The organism is Pedobacter aquae (genome assembly GCF_008195825.1).
GTDB classification, from domain to species: Bacteria; Bacteroidota; Bacteroidia; order Sphingobacteriales; family Sphingobacteriaceae; genus Pseudopedobacter; species Pseudopedobacter aquae.
Genome location: NZ_CP043329.1, coordinates 2,904,398 through 2,920,335, shown reverse-complemented (window position 1 = coordinate 2,920,335; position 15,938 = coordinate 2,904,398). Strand labels below are relative to the sequence as shown.

Annotated in this window: 11 protein-coding genes; 5 read left to right on the top strand and 6 right to left on the bottom strand. The window is 35.1% G+C overall.

Annotated features, from left to right (window positions below; genetic code table 11):
• Nucleotides 1-68: 68 nt before the first annotated feature.
• Both FYC62_RS12830 and FYC62_RS12825 read right to left on the bottom strand, forming a co-directional pair.
• Entirely contained in the window at nucleotides 69-1,082 is a 1,014-nt protein-coding gene (locus FYC62_RS12830; RefSeq protein WP_205943722.1) for a Gfo/Idh/MocA family protein, read from the bottom strand.
• Between the two features lie 2 nt (nucleotides 1,083-1,084).
• Nucleotides 1,085-2,614, bottom strand: a complete 1,530-nt coding sequence (locus FYC62_RS12825) for a glycoside hydrolase family 10 protein (RefSeq protein ID WP_149075221.1) — start codon at nucleotides 2,612-2,614, stop codon at nucleotides 1,085-1,087.
• Between the two features lie 239 nt (nucleotides 2,615-2,853).
• On the opposite strand from FYC62_RS12825, the gene FYC62_RS12820 reads away from it, so the two are divergent.
• Nucleotides 2,854-3,756, top strand: a complete 903-nt coding sequence (locus FYC62_RS12820; protein ID WP_149075220.1) for a hypothetical protein — start codon at nucleotides 2,854-2,856, stop codon at nucleotides 3,754-3,756.
• Nucleotides 3,757-3,819: 63 nt separating this feature from the next.
• Here the strand turns inward: FYC62_RS12820 and FYC62_RS12815 are convergent, their stop codons facing one another.
• Together FYC62_RS12815 and FYC62_RS12810 are read right to left on the bottom strand one after the other, a co-directional pair.
• Nucleotides 3,820-4,458, bottom strand: a complete 639-nt coding sequence (locus tag FYC62_RS12815) for an NAD(P)H-dependent oxidoreductase (protein WP_039454672.1) — start codon at nucleotides 4,456-4,458, stop codon at nucleotides 3,820-3,822.
• A gap of 82 nt (nucleotides 4,459-4,540) precedes the next feature.
• Nucleotides 4,541-5,644, bottom strand: a complete 1,104-nt coding sequence (locus FYC62_RS12810; protein ID WP_205943721.1) for a mechanosensitive ion channel family protein — start codon at nucleotides 5,642-5,644, stop codon at nucleotides 4,541-4,543.
• Between the two features lie 131 nt (nucleotides 5,645-5,775).
• Here FYC62_RS12810 and FYC62_RS12805 point away from each other — a divergent pair, with 131 nt between their 5' ends.
• Entirely contained in the window at nucleotides 5,776-7,947 is a 2,172-nt protein-coding gene (locus FYC62_RS12805; protein ID WP_149075219.1) for a bifunctional alpha,alpha-trehalose-phosphate synthase (UDP-forming)/trehalose-phosphatase, read from the top strand.
• A gap of 1,725 nt (nucleotides 7,948-9,672) precedes the next feature.
• Here the strand turns inward: FYC62_RS12805 and FYC62_RS12800 are convergent.
• Nucleotides 9,673-11,454, bottom strand: coding sequence for a glycoside hydrolase family 15 protein (locus tag FYC62_RS12800; protein WP_149075218.1), 1,782 nt, complete (start codon nucleotides 11,452-11,454; stop codon nucleotides 9,673-9,675).
• 78 nt (nucleotides 11,455-11,532) lie between these two features.
• Nucleotides 11,533-13,662: a biosynthetic peptidoglycan transglycosylase gene (locus FYC62_RS12795; RefSeq protein WP_149075217.1), complete on the bottom strand. Its 2,130-nt coding sequence runs from the start codon at nucleotides 13,660-13,662 to the stop codon at nucleotides 11,533-11,535.
• Between the two features lie 128 nt (nucleotides 13,663-13,790).
• Here FYC62_RS12795 and FYC62_RS12790 point away from each other — a divergent pair, with 128 nt between their 5' ends.
• From FYC62_RS12790 to FYC62_RS12780, 3 genes are all read left to right on the top strand, one after another.
• Entirely contained in the window at nucleotides 13,791-14,855 is a 1,065-nt protein-coding gene (locus FYC62_RS12790; RefSeq protein WP_149075216.1) for an Mrp/NBP35 family ATP-binding protein, read from the top strand.
• Between the two features lie 42 nt (nucleotides 14,856-14,897).
• The gene (locus FYC62_RS12785; protein ID WP_039450803.1) at nucleotides 14,898-15,188 is read left to right on the top strand and encodes a NifU family protein; all 291 of its coding nucleotides are present in this window, start codon (nucleotides 14,898-14,900) and stop codon (nucleotides 15,186-15,188) included.
• Between the two features lie 115 nt (nucleotides 15,189-15,303).
• On the top strand, nucleotides 15,304-15,933 hold the full coding sequence (locus FYC62_RS12780; RefSeq protein ID WP_039450804.1) for a peptidase associated/transthyretin-like domain-containing protein: 630 nt from the start codon (nucleotides 15,304-15,306) through the stop codon (nucleotides 15,931-15,933).
• Nucleotides 15,934-15,938 lie beyond the last annotated feature (5 nt).

The window sequence follows — 15,938 nt, the reverse complement described above, 5'->3', positions numbered from 1 at the left end:
TGGTTTGGTTAGTGTTGAATTTCAGAATATTAACCTGAAATAGGCTAATAAGTTTATATGCGCAAAAATTATTTTTCTAAGATGCTTAGCTGCGCTATAATCTCATTTTGTTTTACATAATATGGTTTTTGATGAACAATGGCTTCGTATACATGATCAAACAGGTGCATATAACTTGCTTGCTTTGCTTTTAGCAATTCTTTAAACTGTTGATTTTCATCATCAAAATAAACCAAAACACCCTCGCTATTTGGTTTTTCTATACCATAGTTAGCATCTAAGGGCTTTACACCTGCCAATAATTGTTCTTCTTGTACATCGGTTCTGTCTTTAACGAAACTTCCTTTAGTGCCATGCAAAACATAGCTTGGTAAAGGGTTTGCTACCAATAAACTGGTACTGATGTACACGTTTAAGCCATTTTTATATTTTAAATGCAGATGGGCGTAATCATCAACCTCTGTAACTGGGCGATTACTGCCATAAGTTTTAATAAAATCATCTGGTACACCAAATAAACTAATAGCCTGGTCTATGATGTGTGCACCCAAATCATACAAAATACCAGCGCCAGGCATAGCTTGTTCTTTAAAAAACTTATGACTAACCTCTGGGCGGTATCTATCAAAACGGAAATGGGCTTCAACAATATTTCCTAATTTTTTGCTGTCTAAAACCTCTTTTACAGATAAATAATCGCTATCAAAACGTCTATTTTGATAAGCAAAAACCTGTAAATTTTTTCTAAATGCCAAAGCAAAAAGCTCTTCTGCTTCTGTTTTTAGTACAGATAAAGGTTTTTCTATCAATACATGTTTACCAGCTTGTAAAGCAGCTTTAGCGTACTCGTAATGCGTGAAGTTAGGCGTGTTTACAACGATAAGTTCAATAGAATCATCAGCCAAAAGGCTTTCATTTTCTTTATATGGGATAATGTTTGGATAATCTTTTACAGCCTCATTTTTGCTACGCTCTACAATAGCAACTAGTTCAAAACCTGTATGTTGATCTAAAAACGGAGCGTGAAATACTTTGCCAGACATTCCGTAAGCCATTAGGCCAGCTCTAATTTTTCTTTCCATGATTATTTTATTGATACAGTTACTGGTATAGCATGTTCGCTTTCGTTCTTTAAGCGGTCTAAAGCAGTAACCACATAGGTATATTTTTTTCCTTTAATAATATCTTGGTCCTCCCAAGAAGTAATAGCACCAAAGAACACTTTTTTTATTGCCGAAGCTTTATCAATATCTAAGGGCTCGTTATCTTCAAATCTGTAAATGGTAAAACCATATGCAGCATCGCCATCCTTAGCTTTAGAAGGTAAATTCCAACTTAATAAAACACTTTTGTTGGTTTGTACAGCTAGTAAGTTTTCTGGGCGGTTTGGCGAGATGGAATCTAACCACAGCATTACAGGCGGTAAAGAAGGATATTTATAATAGTTGTTTTTTAAGGTGTCTGATATGCCTTTGAGGTTTGTATTTAAAGATTTTGAGCTGAAATACACACTGCCTTGTACCCTGTTGTTTAAGCGGTTGTAAATTAACTGACTAGGCATTTGTGTAGGGTTTCGCCAGCCTATGTCTTTATTATCGCTTAAGCGATAAGCGCCTTGTCCAATATAGAGGTGTCTACCGTAGGCATTATTGCTCCACCAATCTACCAGTTTATTGTAAGGAGCCGCCATGGTGCTAAAAGCCCAATAAATTTGCGGATTGATATAATCTACCCAACCTTCTTTTGCCCATTTTCTAGAATCGGCGAATAAGCCGTAATAAGAATCTCCACCGTTAGTTTCGGAACCTTCTGGGTCTTGTTTTTTATTTTTCCAGATGCCAAAAGGGCTAATCCCAAATTTTACATGTTTCTTTTCCGTTCTAATGCTATCGCTCACCATTTTAATGAGTTTGTCTACATTATCTCTTCGCCAATCGGCAATATCTTTTATCCCATTATTATAAGCAATGTAAGCTTCTGTATCATCAATAGTTTGTCCTTTTACACCGTATGGATAGAAATAATCATCAAAATGGATTCCGTCTACATCGTAATTTCTTACCACATTCATAATCACTTGGGTAATGTATGCCCTAACATCGGGTAAACCCGGATTAAATAATTTTTTACCTCCATAAGTAATAAACCAATCGGGTTTTAAATTGGTGATATGGTTTTTATGAAGTTTATCAAACTGGCTATCAAAAGTTGCTCGGTAGGGGTTAAACCAAGCGTGTAATTCCATCCCTCTTTTATGACATTCTTTTATAGCAAAATCTAAGGGATCGTAAAAAGGCTCTGGCGCTTTGCCTTGTGTTCCGGTTAACCAAATAGACCATGGCTCTGTACCTTTTGCATACAATGCATCAGAGGCTGGCCTTACCTGAAAAAACACAGCATTTAAGCCTTGTTTTTGATGTTGATCAAGGATGTTCATAAGCTCATCTTTCTGCTGAGCGGTGCTTAAACCAGCTTTTGAAGGCCAATCAATATTTACAACCGTAGCAATCCAAACACCTCTAAACTCTCTTTTAGGACCAGATACCATTTGAGATTGGACTTTAATACTTATGAAAGAGAAGAAAAATAAAGCTGCTACTAAGATTTTGTTCATGAAAATTAGTTGAAATTCAAAATTGTAAATATAACAAACTACCAACGTTTAATCTGTAGCAAGATTACATTATTTTAATGTTTAAACTTGTAGTTCTGAAAAAACAAGCTATTTTAGAAAAAATTTTATCGGGAAAAATCAGAAATTTTACGTTTTATCGTTTAAAAAAGCTGTAACAATACTGATGGAATAATTTTTGCTTAACAACCCACAACCAAAATAAACGCAAAGAGTAGAAAATGGAAACTCAAGAACAAAAGAAAAAAGACACCAATAAGATTTACTTTCTTATTGCCGTAATTGTAGCCCTTGTAGGCTTAAATGTTTATTTATTCATGCAGAAGAATAAATCGGATAACCGAGTTGTAACAGTAAGTGATGAGCGTACTGCTTTACAAACAGAATTGGAAAAGCTAGAAACAGAGCTTGAGCAGGCAAACAATACTGGTACGCAATTATCTGATGAATTAAAGGCTAAAGATGAAGAGCTTAGAGCAAAAATTGCCCAATTAAGGCAAGCTTTAAACAGAGGACAATTAACTGCAGGCGAGCTTTCTAAAGCCCGCGAAGATGTAAAGCAGTTAAAGTATTTTGTTACTAAATACACTACTGATATTGATGAGCTTCAGCAAAAAAATGCAGCTTTAACAGTAGAAAGAGATAGTTTGAAAACAACGGTTACTACGGTAAGTAAATTTGCCGAGAACTTATCTAAGCAAAACGATTCTTTAAATAATAAAGTAAAAGCAGGCGCTGCTTTAAAAGCAAGCAACATTCAAATTATACCTCTAAGAGTAAAATCTAGCGGTAGAGAAACCGATGTAAGCAAGGCAAGCTCTACGCAAAAAATACGTATCTCATTTACCATTAATACCAACCCTATTGCTACTAAAGGTATGCATGATATTTATATGCGAGTGATGGACCCAGCCGGAAACTTAATTATTGGGGAAGGCGGTATGTTTATGGCTAACAACCAAGAGCTACAATACACTTATAAAACGGCTATAGAGTTTAGCGGCGAGGCTAAAAGTTTCAATTTAGATTGGACAAATAGAAACGCTTTTGAGCCAGGAAATTATACAGTTTTATTGTATGCAGATGGCGCTACTATGGGTAGAGGTGGCTTTACTTTAAGATAATATTGCAGAAACTATATAAAATAGAAAAGGCAGATTTTAATCCGCCTTTTCTATTTTAAAACCTTAAATTTTAATAAATAAATCTTCTTTAGATTTTCTTACTTTTTTGTAATGTTGGTAGCCATCTTCTGCAGAACGGTAACCCACAGCAGTAACAACAACACTGGTTAAGTTTAAAGCTGATAAACCTAATATGTCATCAAACTGTTCTACACTAAAACCTTCCATAGGGCAAGCATCAATGTCTAATAAAGCTGCTGTTTCTAATAAAATACCTAAGCCTATATAAGCTTGTCTTGTATTCCAGATTTGTAATTGTTGTTGGTCTCTAGAGCTTACCGCACCATTCATGACATCAATATAACCTTGTATGTCTGCCTTTGTAATGCCTCTTGTTGCTACTATGTTGTTTGCAAAATCATCTACATGAGATAAATTAAAGTCTTTATAAGTAGCAAAAACAATAATTTCGGAAGCATCAGTAATTTGTGTTTGGTTATATGCTGCCGCTTTTAGTTTTTCTCTAACTTCAGGGTTACTAACTACCAATACCTTATAAGGTTGTAAACCATAAGAACTTGGCGCAAGTTGCACAGCGCTTAATAAATGTTCTAGCTGCTCTGCACTTAATTTACGTGAAGCATCAAATGCTTTGGTAGCGTATCTCCAATTTAATTTATCAATAATATTTTGTGCGTTCATGTGTTTTAAATTTAATAACACAAAAATACATGTTTAAACATTTATTTTATAATCTATAATAATTCTTGACAGTTTTCTGATATTATGAAGCTTTTTCAGTTTGAGAGATTTCTGATTCTGCATTAAAGCTGGCTCTTAATTTTGGTAAGCTATCAGGGAAATTCTTTTGTATAAAATCAATTAAATTTTCTCTGATATAGCATCTCAAATCAAATGCTTTTGATGAATTGCTAGCACTCATTAAAGCTCTAATTTCTATGGTTTGCTCTTTAGCATCGGTTACTTGTATCACTTGTACCTTTTTATCCCAAAGTTTTGTTTGGTTTAACAATCTTATAAATTCTTCTCTTAAAGCATCTAAAGGGATATTATAATCGGTATAAATGAAAACAGTTCCTAAAATATCAGAAGAGGTTCTGGTCCAGTTTTGAAATGGTTTTTCAATAAAATAATTAATAGGTAAAATTAAACGGCGGTGGTCCCAAATATGTAAAACCACATAAGTAAGCGTAATTTCTTCTACTTTACCCCATTCGTTTTCAACTACCAAAACATCATCAATACGGATAGGTTGCGTAAAAGCAATTTGAAAACCTGCTAATAAGTTTCCTAAAGATTTTTGCGCAGCAAAGCCTATAATAATACCGCCAATACCCACACCAGTAAGCAAGCCAGCACCTATTTTACGCATCCCCTCAAAGCTAAAAAGTACCGCAGCTATGGTAAGTAAGATGATAAAAGCCACAAAAAATTTCCTGATAAATTGCAGCTGTGTAAGAATGCGCCTTTCTCTTAAATTATCATCTTTTTGTAGGCTGTAAGAATGTAAAATAAAATCCTGAATGATGTTGATGATATTAATTAACAAGTAGGCGAAAACAATAATAAAGGCAATTTCTACACTTTTATGAATGATTTTGATAAAAACAGGCCCCAGTTTTAGTAAGGGAATCATCAAGTTAAAAACAAATATGGGAAGCAATAAACTTAAAGGTTTACTAGCATATCGCAAGGCCGATTTAATGAAAGAAAAACCATCCGTTTTTTTGTAATAACTGCCGGCTTTAAGAATAAGTTGTTTAATGATGGAGCCCATTAAAAATGCAACCATTAAAACCATAAGATTCCAAACATAGTCTGGCATATAGCCCGATATTCTTCCTAAATAAGTGTTCAAACTCTCCATAAATGCGTGTTTTTTGAGGTAAATAGGCAATAGTCATGCTAAATTTTAATTAGAGGATTTGCAGTTGTGATTTTCATTTGCATGGTTTTTGTTTTCTAAAAGTGATTTTCAAAGTTTATCCCTTTCATATTATGAGCAGAACCATTATCGTATCTAACAGATTACCCGTAAAAATTTCTAAAGAGGAAAGCAGTTTTACCCTTAAAGTGAGCGAAGGAGGTTTGGCAACTGGTTTAGGCTCGGTCTATAAACAAGACGATAATATTTGGATAGGCTGGTGCGGTACAGAAATTAATGATGATGAGGAGAAAGCCCAAGTAATAGCGCTTCTCCAAAAGGAAAACCTATTACCAGTTTTTTTAAGCGAGGAAGAAATTTTGAACTATTACGAAGGCTTTTCTAACGAAATACTTTGGCCCATTTTCCATTACATGAGTACCTACGCCCAGTTTGAGCAAAAATATTGGGATTATTATCAAGCGGTAAATCAGAAATTTAAACAAGAAGTTTTGGCTATAGCACAGCCCGGCGATACCATCTGGATACATGATTACCAACTTTTATTGCTCCCAAAATTAATAAGAGACGAGTTAAAAGATGTTTCCATAGGCTTTTTTCAACATATCCCTTTTCCATCTTTTGAGCTTTTTAGGTTGATACCTTGGCGGGCCGAATTATTAAATGGGATGCTTGGCGCTGATTTAATTGGTTTTCATACTTACGATGATGTGAGGCATTTTACCAGTTCGGCAACACGTTCTATTCCTGTTCATGCAACAGCAAACATCATTCAGGTGGCAGATAGAAATGTTTTAATTGATGCCTTCCCGATGGGTATTGATGCTGAAAAATTTGAAAGCCTAAGCAAAGACAGCAAAGTACAAGAAGAAATAGCCAATTATAACGAGATTTTAAAAGACTCTAAAGTGATACTTTCTGTAGATAGGCTAGATTATAGCAAAGGCATTTTACAACGCCTCATGGCTTTTGAGAAAGTTTTAACAGATAACCCAGAGTATATAGAGAAAATCTCTTTACACATGATTGTAGTGCCATCAAGAGATAGTATAGCACAGTATAAAGAGCTTAGAGATGATATTGATAAAATGGTTGGTAACATCAATGCTCGTTTCAGAACATCATCTTGGCATCCTATCCATTATTTCTATCGCTCTTTTCCGGTAGAAACCTTAGTGGCTTTATACAGCCGGGCAGATATTTGTTTGGTTACCCCGATGCGAGATGGGATGAACTTAGTAAGCAAAGAATACATTGCAAGCAGAAAAGATAAGGGCGTTCTTATTTTAAGTGAAATGGCAGGGGCCTCTAAAGAACTTGCCGATGCGCTTATTGTTAACCCTAATAATTTGGGCGAGATGTACCGAGCCATCATCCAAGCTATAGAAATGCCAGAAGAAGAGCAAAAATCTAGAATGTTGGCTTTAAAAGATTTAGTAAACAAGTTTGATATACACCATTGGGTAAAGATATTTATGGATCAATTAGCAGATATTAAAGTAGCAGAGGGTATTAGAAAAGCAAAAAGTGTAAATGCTAACCTACAAGAAACCTTTGTAAAGCAAATGCAAGAAGCACAAAAAAGGGTTTTCTTTCTAGATTATGATGGTACTTTGGTTGGCTTTAAAGCCGAGATTGATAAAGCTTACCCTGATGAGGAATTGTATGAACTTTTAAAAGATTTAAATGCCGATGCTCGTAATCAACTGGTCATTATTAGCGGTAGAAAATACGAAACTCTAGAGCAATGGTTTGGCCATTTAGATATTGATTTAATTGCTGAGCATGGCGCCTGGCAAAAAATAAACGGCCAATATTGGGCAACTATACCCGGCTTATCTGACAATTGGAAAACTAAAGTGAGGTCTATGTTAGAAGCCTACTCAGACCGTACACCGGGTTCTTTTATAGAAGAAAAACGTTTTTCTTTAGCCTGGCATTTTAGAAAAGTAGAAAAAGGCTTGGGCGAGTTAAGAGCTAATGAACTAGAAAGTAATTTACGTTACCTTACCCGCGAAATGGGTTTACAAGTATTGGCCGGAAACAAGGTTTTAGAAATTAAAAGTAGTGATATCAATAAAGGAAAAGCCGCTTTTTCTTATATCCTAGATAAAGATTTTGATTTTATGATGGCTTTAGGTGATGACCATACCGATGAAGACACCTTTCAGCAACTCCCTCAAAGAGCCATCACCATAAAAGTAGGAAGCAGCGTATCTGCAGCAAATTATTACATCAATAGCGTAGAAGATGTACGCAGTTTTCTTAAAAAGTTTGTGGTGTAGAGTGTAGTAACTGCTTGCCGCAGTAGCCTTTGACGCACATCCCAAACTTAAAATAATGAGTGTGTATTATATAAGTTAAAAATCAAAAGTTAAAATTAAAAAGCCCCTAAAGAGCAGACATTTTGGGACTACCTTTAATAATTAAACAAAATTTACCGAAGAACGAGTGTGGCCTATGAAGATTTGGAAGTGTAGGCAAATAAATCTTTTGCATAAACTTTCATAGAGAACTATCGGAAAACAATCCGACGGGTGTTGTAGTAGCTTTCAATATGCAAAAACAATCACACCACTCAGGATTGTGGCTAAAGATTTATTTAGACGAAACGACAAATATTCATCAGCCTTGAATTATTCATTTTTTGGTTATGGTTTTTCTTAAGCATTCATGAACTCATTCCTCGTTTTTTGGGAACTTTTTTTTTTCAAGAAAAAAGTGCCTAGGGTTGGCCGCCTATGAGGCCGGAAAGCCCTGAGCGAAATAGCCAATTAATTCACAATCTCTATAAAACAATAAACATCCGCCTCTATCGCCGGCGGGGCTCGTTCCTTTTGAGGGACCAAAAGGAACCAAAAGTCCTGAACAATCCCCGCTGGAGCCTTTGCCGCACATACCTTACCCTCACTCAAAAACAAGGAGCGCTTATTTTTGCTAGGAAGTGATTTATGAAAGTTCACATAACCTCTAACGCAAAACCGCATTCGCTATAGGCTTGGTGGTGCAAGATTTTTTAATTTCTGCTTCTGTTTTTTTGCCTTTGCGGCTCTGGGGGATTGCTCATGTGCTTCGGGATAGCTTGTTTTTTATGAATGGTTGTTCCTTTCTGGAAGTAGGAAGATTTAAAAAGTTAAAAATCAAAAGTTAAAATTAAAAAGCCCCTAGAGCAGACATTTTGGGACTACCTTTAATAATTAAACAAAATTTACCGAAGAACGAGGACGGCCTATGAAGATTTGGAAGTGTAGGCAAATAAATCTTTTGCATAAACTTTCATAGAGAACTATCGGAAAACAATCCGACGGGTGATGTAAATACTTTCATTAAGCAAAAACAATCACACCACTCAGGATTGTGGCTAAAGATTTATTTAGACGAAACGACAAATATTCATCAGCCTTGATTTTTTGTTTACTTTTTTATCAAGAAAAAAGTAAATAGGGTTGGCCGCCTATGAGGCCGGAAAGCCTTGTGCGAAAATGTCATTTCAAAAAGCTTCACTTAGCTTAGTAATCTTTAATGATAATATTTATCCGCCTCTATCGCCGGCGAGGCTCGTTCCTTTTGAGGGACCAAAAGGAACCAAAATGAAGCTTTAGCGAATTCATGAATACCTTTTAAAATGAATAAAAATAATGAATAAAGTCCTGAACAATCCCACAGGAGCCTTTGCCGCACATCCCTTACCCACACTCAAAAACAGGGAGCGCTTATTTTTGCTTGTTAATGCTTTATAAAAGTTAGTGAAAACTCGAACGCAAAACCATATTCGCTGTAGGCTTTATTTAAGTATAAAGTCAAAAGTACAAAGTAAAAAGACACCTAAATATTGGATATTTCGGACTAACAACCTAATCAACTATTAACGAATAAACTAATTGTTGCTCATGTGCTTCGGTTTAGACTGTTTTTTATGAATGGTTGTTCCTTGCTTGAAGTATAAAGTAGCCCTAAAGACCCTGAAATATAAATATTCATCAGCCTTTATGTAACATTATTCCTTAAAATCACAAATACAAAGGCCTATTCAATTTATTAGAAATCCTATAAGCAGCATTCATTAAACCAACATGACTGTAAGCTTGTGGGAAATTACCCCATTGGCTACCCGTTTCTTCATCAACATCCTCGCTAAAGAGCATCAAGTGGTTAGCATATTTCATTAGTTTTTCAAACTCTCTTATGGCATCATCAACCCTACCAACACAAGCTAGCGCTTCTACATACCAAAAAGCACATATCAAGAAAGTTGTTTCTGGTTTTCCAAAATCATCGGCATGTAAATAGCGATAAAATAAGCCATTTGGCGTTTTTAACTCGTTTTCTAAAGCTATTAAATGGTTTTTTGCTCTTTCAGATTGTGGGTCTAGATAGTTCATCATAATCAGCTGTAAGGTGCTTGCATCTAAATGCGGACTACCAACGGCATGTGTATAAACTTTACGAACGGGGTCATAACAATCTTCAATATGTTTTGCGGCTCTTTTCATCAAAGAAACTGCTTTTTCTTCTAAGGCTTCATCATTGATGGTTCTGGCAATTTTTGCGGCTGCGCTACAACCAGCCCACTGGAAAAGGTTACTATAGCAATGTAAATAAGCACTATTTCTAAACTCCCAAATGCCGGCGTCAACTTCATCTATGGTATGCTCTATCCTTCTTAAAGCTACCTCAACTAAAGAAGCAGAATCTTTTCTTTCTGAAAAAACAAAGCGATGATCGGTATATAAAGGCAATAAAGAAATAAGTGCTTGGCCATAAATATCATTCTGTATATGCTCATAAGCTTGGTTGCCAATTCTTACCGGGCCATTTCCTAAATAGCCTTCTAAATGGTCTGCAATTTTCTCAACTAAATTTTTTTGTCGGGATATACTGTAAAGCGGCTGATAGCGTAAACCTTCTTCAAAAGAAATATCTGTTATATAATCAAAGTATTTCTCTGTTTCCTCAAAATGGCCAATATGGTGTAAGGCATTTATCACATAATAAGTATCTCTGAGCCAGCAAAATCTGTAATCCCAATTTCGGCCACTTCCTGGGAATTCTGGTAAGCTTGTAGTGCTGGCAGCAATAATAGCTCCGGTATCTTCATACTGGTGTATTTTTAAGGCTAAGGCCGATCTTATCACCTGCTCCTGATAAAAATCGCCAATAGAAGAACGTTTTATCCATGTTCTCCAATAACTTGTAGTTTGGTTTAAAAACCTATCTGCCGTGGTTTGTATAGGGCCTTCTAAAGGTTCTCCAAAAGTTAAAAAAAGGTATAAAGTATCTTTAAGGATAAAATATTGGTCTTCTAAAATATAGGAAAGCGGTGCATTGGTAGATAATCTTATCTTTTCGCCACAACCAGTATATTCAATATGGTTTGAACCTCTAATAACTTCAAGCTCACTTTTACCATAATCATAAACCGGTTGGCATTTTATTTTAATATGAGGATTACCTTCTAAAAGCTGAACCTTTCTTATCAGCATTAAAGGTTTAAAATACCTTTCAAACTGTTGAAAACGCGGTGCAAAATCGGTTACCTTATACCTGCCACTTTCTGTCGTGATTTCTGTACACAAAATGTTGGTATTCTCTAAATAATATTGCTTAGAGGTATATGCTGATGAAGGAGCTATGGAGAATTCTCCACCTTTTTTAGTGTCAAGCATACTTCCAAAAACAAAAGAACTATCAAACCTAGGCCAGCATAACCAAGTGATATTGGTGTTTTTATGTACATGCGCTATGTAAGAACAGTTTCCTATAATACCAGTTTGGTAAGTATGTTTTTCCATAATAAATAGTTTTATGATGATATGAACCCTATTTATTAATAAAAATTATACCCTTTTATAGTTAAGGAGCTTAAAAAGCTAATTATTTAAGCCTTCTTTTCTTCTTTGTCTGCGTTCTTGTCTTATTTCTCTCTGAGATTTTGAAGCAGTATCTTTCTTATCAGCTTCAAAAAGTTGTTTCAAGAATTTCTCTTTAGGTACTACAGTAGAATCTTTTTTAATGTTGAAGAGGTTAAATAAGCTATTTTCATCATCCTGGGCTAAACTATCCGGAATAGTATCTGAAGGAGCTATTTGTTGTCTTAAACTTTCTCTTAATCTTATGCCATAATAACCATATACACTAGAGTCTTGTTGGGCATAGCCTCTTCTGACCATTAAACCGCCAATTAAGTTAAAATAGCCTCTTAAATAAGATTTTAAGCTGCCGTCTGATTGCCAAGCATATAAAGAAGATTTTGGTTTAGGTACGATATAAGCTAAATAAATAGCCTCACCAATGCTTAATTGCGATGGATGCTTACCAAAATAATAGTTGGCCGCTTCACCAATACCATAAACATTTCTGCCCCACTCAATAATATTCAAATAAACCTCATACATGCGGTTTTTAGAGCTTAAATTTTCATGCTCTATCAGCCAAACAATTAATATTTCTTCAATTTTACGAGCTAGAGTTTTTTGCCTGTTGAGGTAAATGTTTTTCACCAGTTGCATAGAAATAGTGCTACCTCCCCTTTTAAAAGATTTTGCTTTAAAATTGGTAGCAATAGATTGCCTGATAGATTCTTCAACAAAACCATTATGGGAGTAAAATGAAGGGTCTTCTGAAGTTAGAAGAGCATTTTTAATATTCGGAGAAATATCTTCAATGGCCACAAAATTTGGATTTTGCGGTCCCACGATGATATTTCTTACAGGTTTCCCTTTTTCATAAGGTGTATAAACAAAGTCCTTATTAATTTTCTGGAAATTGGTTTTGCCAAATCTGGTAATTTTAAAATCAGGGCTGGCGGTTAAAGAAGAAGTGAAAATTACATCATCTGGTTTTTTACTATCCAAGTAAAAATTAAGGCCATATTTTAATTTTCCTTTTACTTGGATACCTTCTAAAGATTCAAATAAACCATGCGGAAAGGCATTAAAAATTTCTTGCGCCTCTTGCTCCTCTGCCTTTAGCTTAAGCTCGTAAATTTTATGCGCTCCTAAAGTTAGTTTCACAAAAGGATGAAGGGTAGCATTACCTAAATGCACTACCGAGCTGCTATCAACCGCAACACTATTCTCCCCAATAACCAATTTAGCATCTATACTTCCATCAGGTACTACAATATCATTAGCAGCAATTTTGGGGTGGTTAATTAATAAGTTTTTAACAGACCAATTTCCAGTGATCTCAAAATCAGAGCCTGATTTTTCTGCGCTACTCATCACCGTTCTTACGGTATCAAAATTTAATTTTAAGCCATATTTATTTTCTAGGTAAGGAAATTCTACCTTTTTGTTGTTAGCATACAGTTTTAAATCAAGCTGTTGGTCGCTAGGTTCTGCTGTGCCATCTACATGCCAAGTGGCTAAATTATCATTGATGATGATGGTAGATTTTACGTCGTTATCAATAATGGTGGCTGTTTTTGTGAAGATGCTTAGTTGGGTGGTATCTTCTTTAAAGGTTATTTTAAAGTTTTGGATAGCCATATCATCAGGTATTTTATCTAATGCCTGGTGGATAAGTTTATTGGCTAAGTCTGCAAGATCTAGCTCTTTTTTCTCTGTTTTTGTAGTGGTATCTTTCTTAAACAAGAAATCGTAATTGCTGATGCTATCTTTCTTTACCAAAGAAATAAGCGCATCGTTAAGCTTTAGCTCAGATATTTTAACATCCCCAAAAAGGAGAGGGAAAAGTTTAATACCCACAGTAAAATCAGCAATGTTTGCTAAAGAATCTCTTTGTTCTGGTATAATGGTAATATTACTAAAATGTACAGTACTTAAGCCCGAAAACGCGTAAGAACCAATTTTTACATTTAAATTATACTTAGATTTTGCCTTATTAACCGCCTTATTAATGACCTTTTCTAGTAAAGCTTCACGCTTTAAATAGGCTGTAACACCACCCGCTATAAATACCAAAAACAGTACTGATAGGGTAATGATGACTGTTTTTTTGTATTTGAATTGCTTAAATCTGCTCGTAAAAAACCTCATATAATACTTAGAAAAGTATAAAAATCTTTTGATATAAAAATTGAAGATGCCAAATTATCTCAAAAACAGCGCCGAAACAAAATTTTAATTATAAGCCTTTTGTTAATTTTACGAGAAATTACAAGACAATGTTTACTAGAGAACAAGTATTAGATGCTTTAAGAAATGTAGAAGATCCAGATTTAAAGAAAGATTTGGTGACACTTAATATGATAGAAAACTTGGTGATTGATGGCCATAACATCAGTTTCTCTGTAGTGCTTACTACACCAGCTTGTCCTATGAAAGACATGTTAGAGAACGCTTGTAGAAATGCCATTAAACATTTCGTTAGTCAAGATGCGGTACTCAACATCCACATGACAAGTCGTGTAACGACACCCAAAACACAGTTTTCTGCTCAAATAAAAAATATCATCGCGGTTTCATCAGGTAAAGGCGGAGTAGGAAAGTCTACCGTGGCGGCAAATTTAGCCATTGGTTTAAGTTTAACCGGGGCAAAAGTAGGTTTAATAGATGCTGATATATATGGTCCATCTGTACCTATCATGTTTGGTTTAGAAGATGCAAAACCCAATGTAAGTGAAGTTAATGGAAAAACCAGTATAGAGCCTATTGAAAAGTATGGTATTAAATTATTATCAATTGGCTTTTTTACAGACCCAGGGCAGCCTGTGCCATGGAGAGGGCCAATGGCTTCTACCGCTGTAAAGCAGCTTTTTAACGATGCTGATTGGGGCGAATTAGATTATTTAATTGTTGATTTACCTCCCGGTACAGGTGATATCCATATTACCATTACCCAAACTTTCCCTATAGCTGGTGCCGTTATTGTAACTACACCACAACAAGTAGCCGTTGCTGATGCAACTAAAGGTATTGGCATGTTTATGATGAATAGCATTAACGTTCCTATTTTAGGCGTGGTAGAAAATATGTCTTACTTTACCCCTGCCGAGCTGCCAAACAATAAATATTATGTTTTTGGTAAAGATGGCGGTAAGAAAATGGCAGAAAAATATAATGTCCCTTTCCTTGGCGAATTACCTTTAGTACAAAGCGTAAGTGAAGCTGGCGATAGCGGTGAACCTATTATCTTAGCCGATAAGGGTTTAGTAGCAAAAGCCTATATAGAACTTGCACAAAAAGTAGCACAACAATTGGCAATTAAAAATGACATGGCAAAAGCATAATTTTCCTTTTGATTTTGTTATTTTTATAAAAAATTATCAATAATGGACCCGAAAGAGAATTTAAGGAACGAAGTAGAAGCAGCATTAGATACCATAAGACCGTATCTTGAAGCCGATGGTGGGAATGTATCCGTAGAAGAAATTACAGATGATAATATCGTTAAATTAAAACTATTGGGTTCTTGTGGTTCTTGCCCAATGAGTATCATGACGTTAAAGGCCGGTATAGAGCAAGCTGTTAAAAAAGCTGTTCCATCTATCACTGCTGTTGAGGCTATTAACTTAACCGCTATAGATGATCCTTCGGCCGTATTACCAGCAAACCTTCAATAATTTTACAATTTATTTTAAAACATATAAAAAGCCTTATCGTTAAAAGATAGAGGCTTTTTTCTTTAACACTATTTAACAGATAAATTAAGAAGCTTTTAATATTTTTATTAAAATAATGAGGAATATCTTAATTGCCATACTTTGTCTTTTAGCTACAGCTACTTTTGCACAAAAGGAGGGGAAACCTTTGGTGCAATTTTCTGGAGTTATTTATGACATTGATAGTAATACCGTTGTCCCTTATGTAACGCTTAACAATCTCTCAGAGAAAAAAACTTATTCTGCAAATTATAAAGGCTATTACTCTTTTGTAGTACATGAAGGAGATAGCATACAGTTTTCTTCTGTTGGCTATAAAAAGCTGGTATTAGTTATACCAAAAAATCTTACCGAGAGGAAATTTACAGCCGTTATTAAAATGAAATCAGACAATATCATGCTGCCTACAGTTAGGGTATTTCCTTGGGCAAGTTTTGATGAATTTAAGCGAGATTTCTTAACCATGAAATTTGCCGATGATGATTTGGAAATAGCTAAGAAAAATTTATCAAGCAAAAGTTTAAGAGATTTATACGTTGCTTTACCTAGGGATGGTACAGAGATGCAGTCTTTCAATTTTCAGAACAACCACATTGGTTTAACCAATAAAAATATGGTTCAAACCAATCCTTTATTAAATCCATTTGCATGGGGAGCGCTTATTAAACAAATTACAGAAGGTAATAAAGAGAGAAACAAAAGATAAGATTC

Coding starts and splice junctions, on each gene's coding strand:
- FYC62_RS12805 (WP_149075219.1), top strand. CDS start 5,776: ATGAGCAGAACCATTATCGTATCTAACAGATTACCCGTAAAAATTTCT.
- FYC62_RS12800 (WP_149075218.1), bottom strand. CDS start 11,454: ATGGAAAAACATACTTACCAAACTGGTATTATAGGAAACTGTTCTTAC.
- FYC62_RS12810 (WP_205943721.1), bottom strand. CDS start 5,644: ATGGAGAGTTTGAACACTTATTTAGGAAGAATATCGGGCTATATGCCA.
- FYC62_RS12815 (WP_039454672.1), bottom strand. CDS start 4,458: ATGAACGCACAAAATATTATTGATAAATTAAATTGGAGATACGCTACC.
- FYC62_RS12785 (WP_039450803.1), top strand. CDS start 14,898: ATGGACCCGAAAGAGAATTTAAGGAACGAAGTAGAAGCAGCATTAGAT.
- FYC62_RS12830 (WP_205943722.1), bottom strand. CDS start 1,082: ATGGAAAGAAAAATTAGAGCTGGCCTAATGGCTTACGGAATGTCTGGC.
- FYC62_RS12790 (WP_149075216.1), top strand. CDS start 13,791: ATGTTTACTAGAGAACAAGTATTAGATGCTTTAAGAAATGTAGAAGAT.
- FYC62_RS12825 (WP_149075221.1), bottom strand. CDS start 2,614: ATGAACAAAATCTTAGTAGCAGCTTTATTTTTCTTCTCTTTCATAAGT.
- FYC62_RS12780 (WP_039450804.1), top strand. CDS start 15,304: ATGAGGAATATCTTAATTGCCATACTTTGTCTTTTAGCTACAGCTACT.
- FYC62_RS12820 (WP_149075220.1), top strand. CDS start 2,854: ATGGAAACTCAAGAACAAAAGAAAAAAGACACCAATAAGATTTACTTT.
- FYC62_RS12795 (WP_149075217.1), bottom strand. CDS start 13,662: ATGAGGTTTTTTACGAGCAGATTTAAGCAATTCAAATACAAAAAAACA.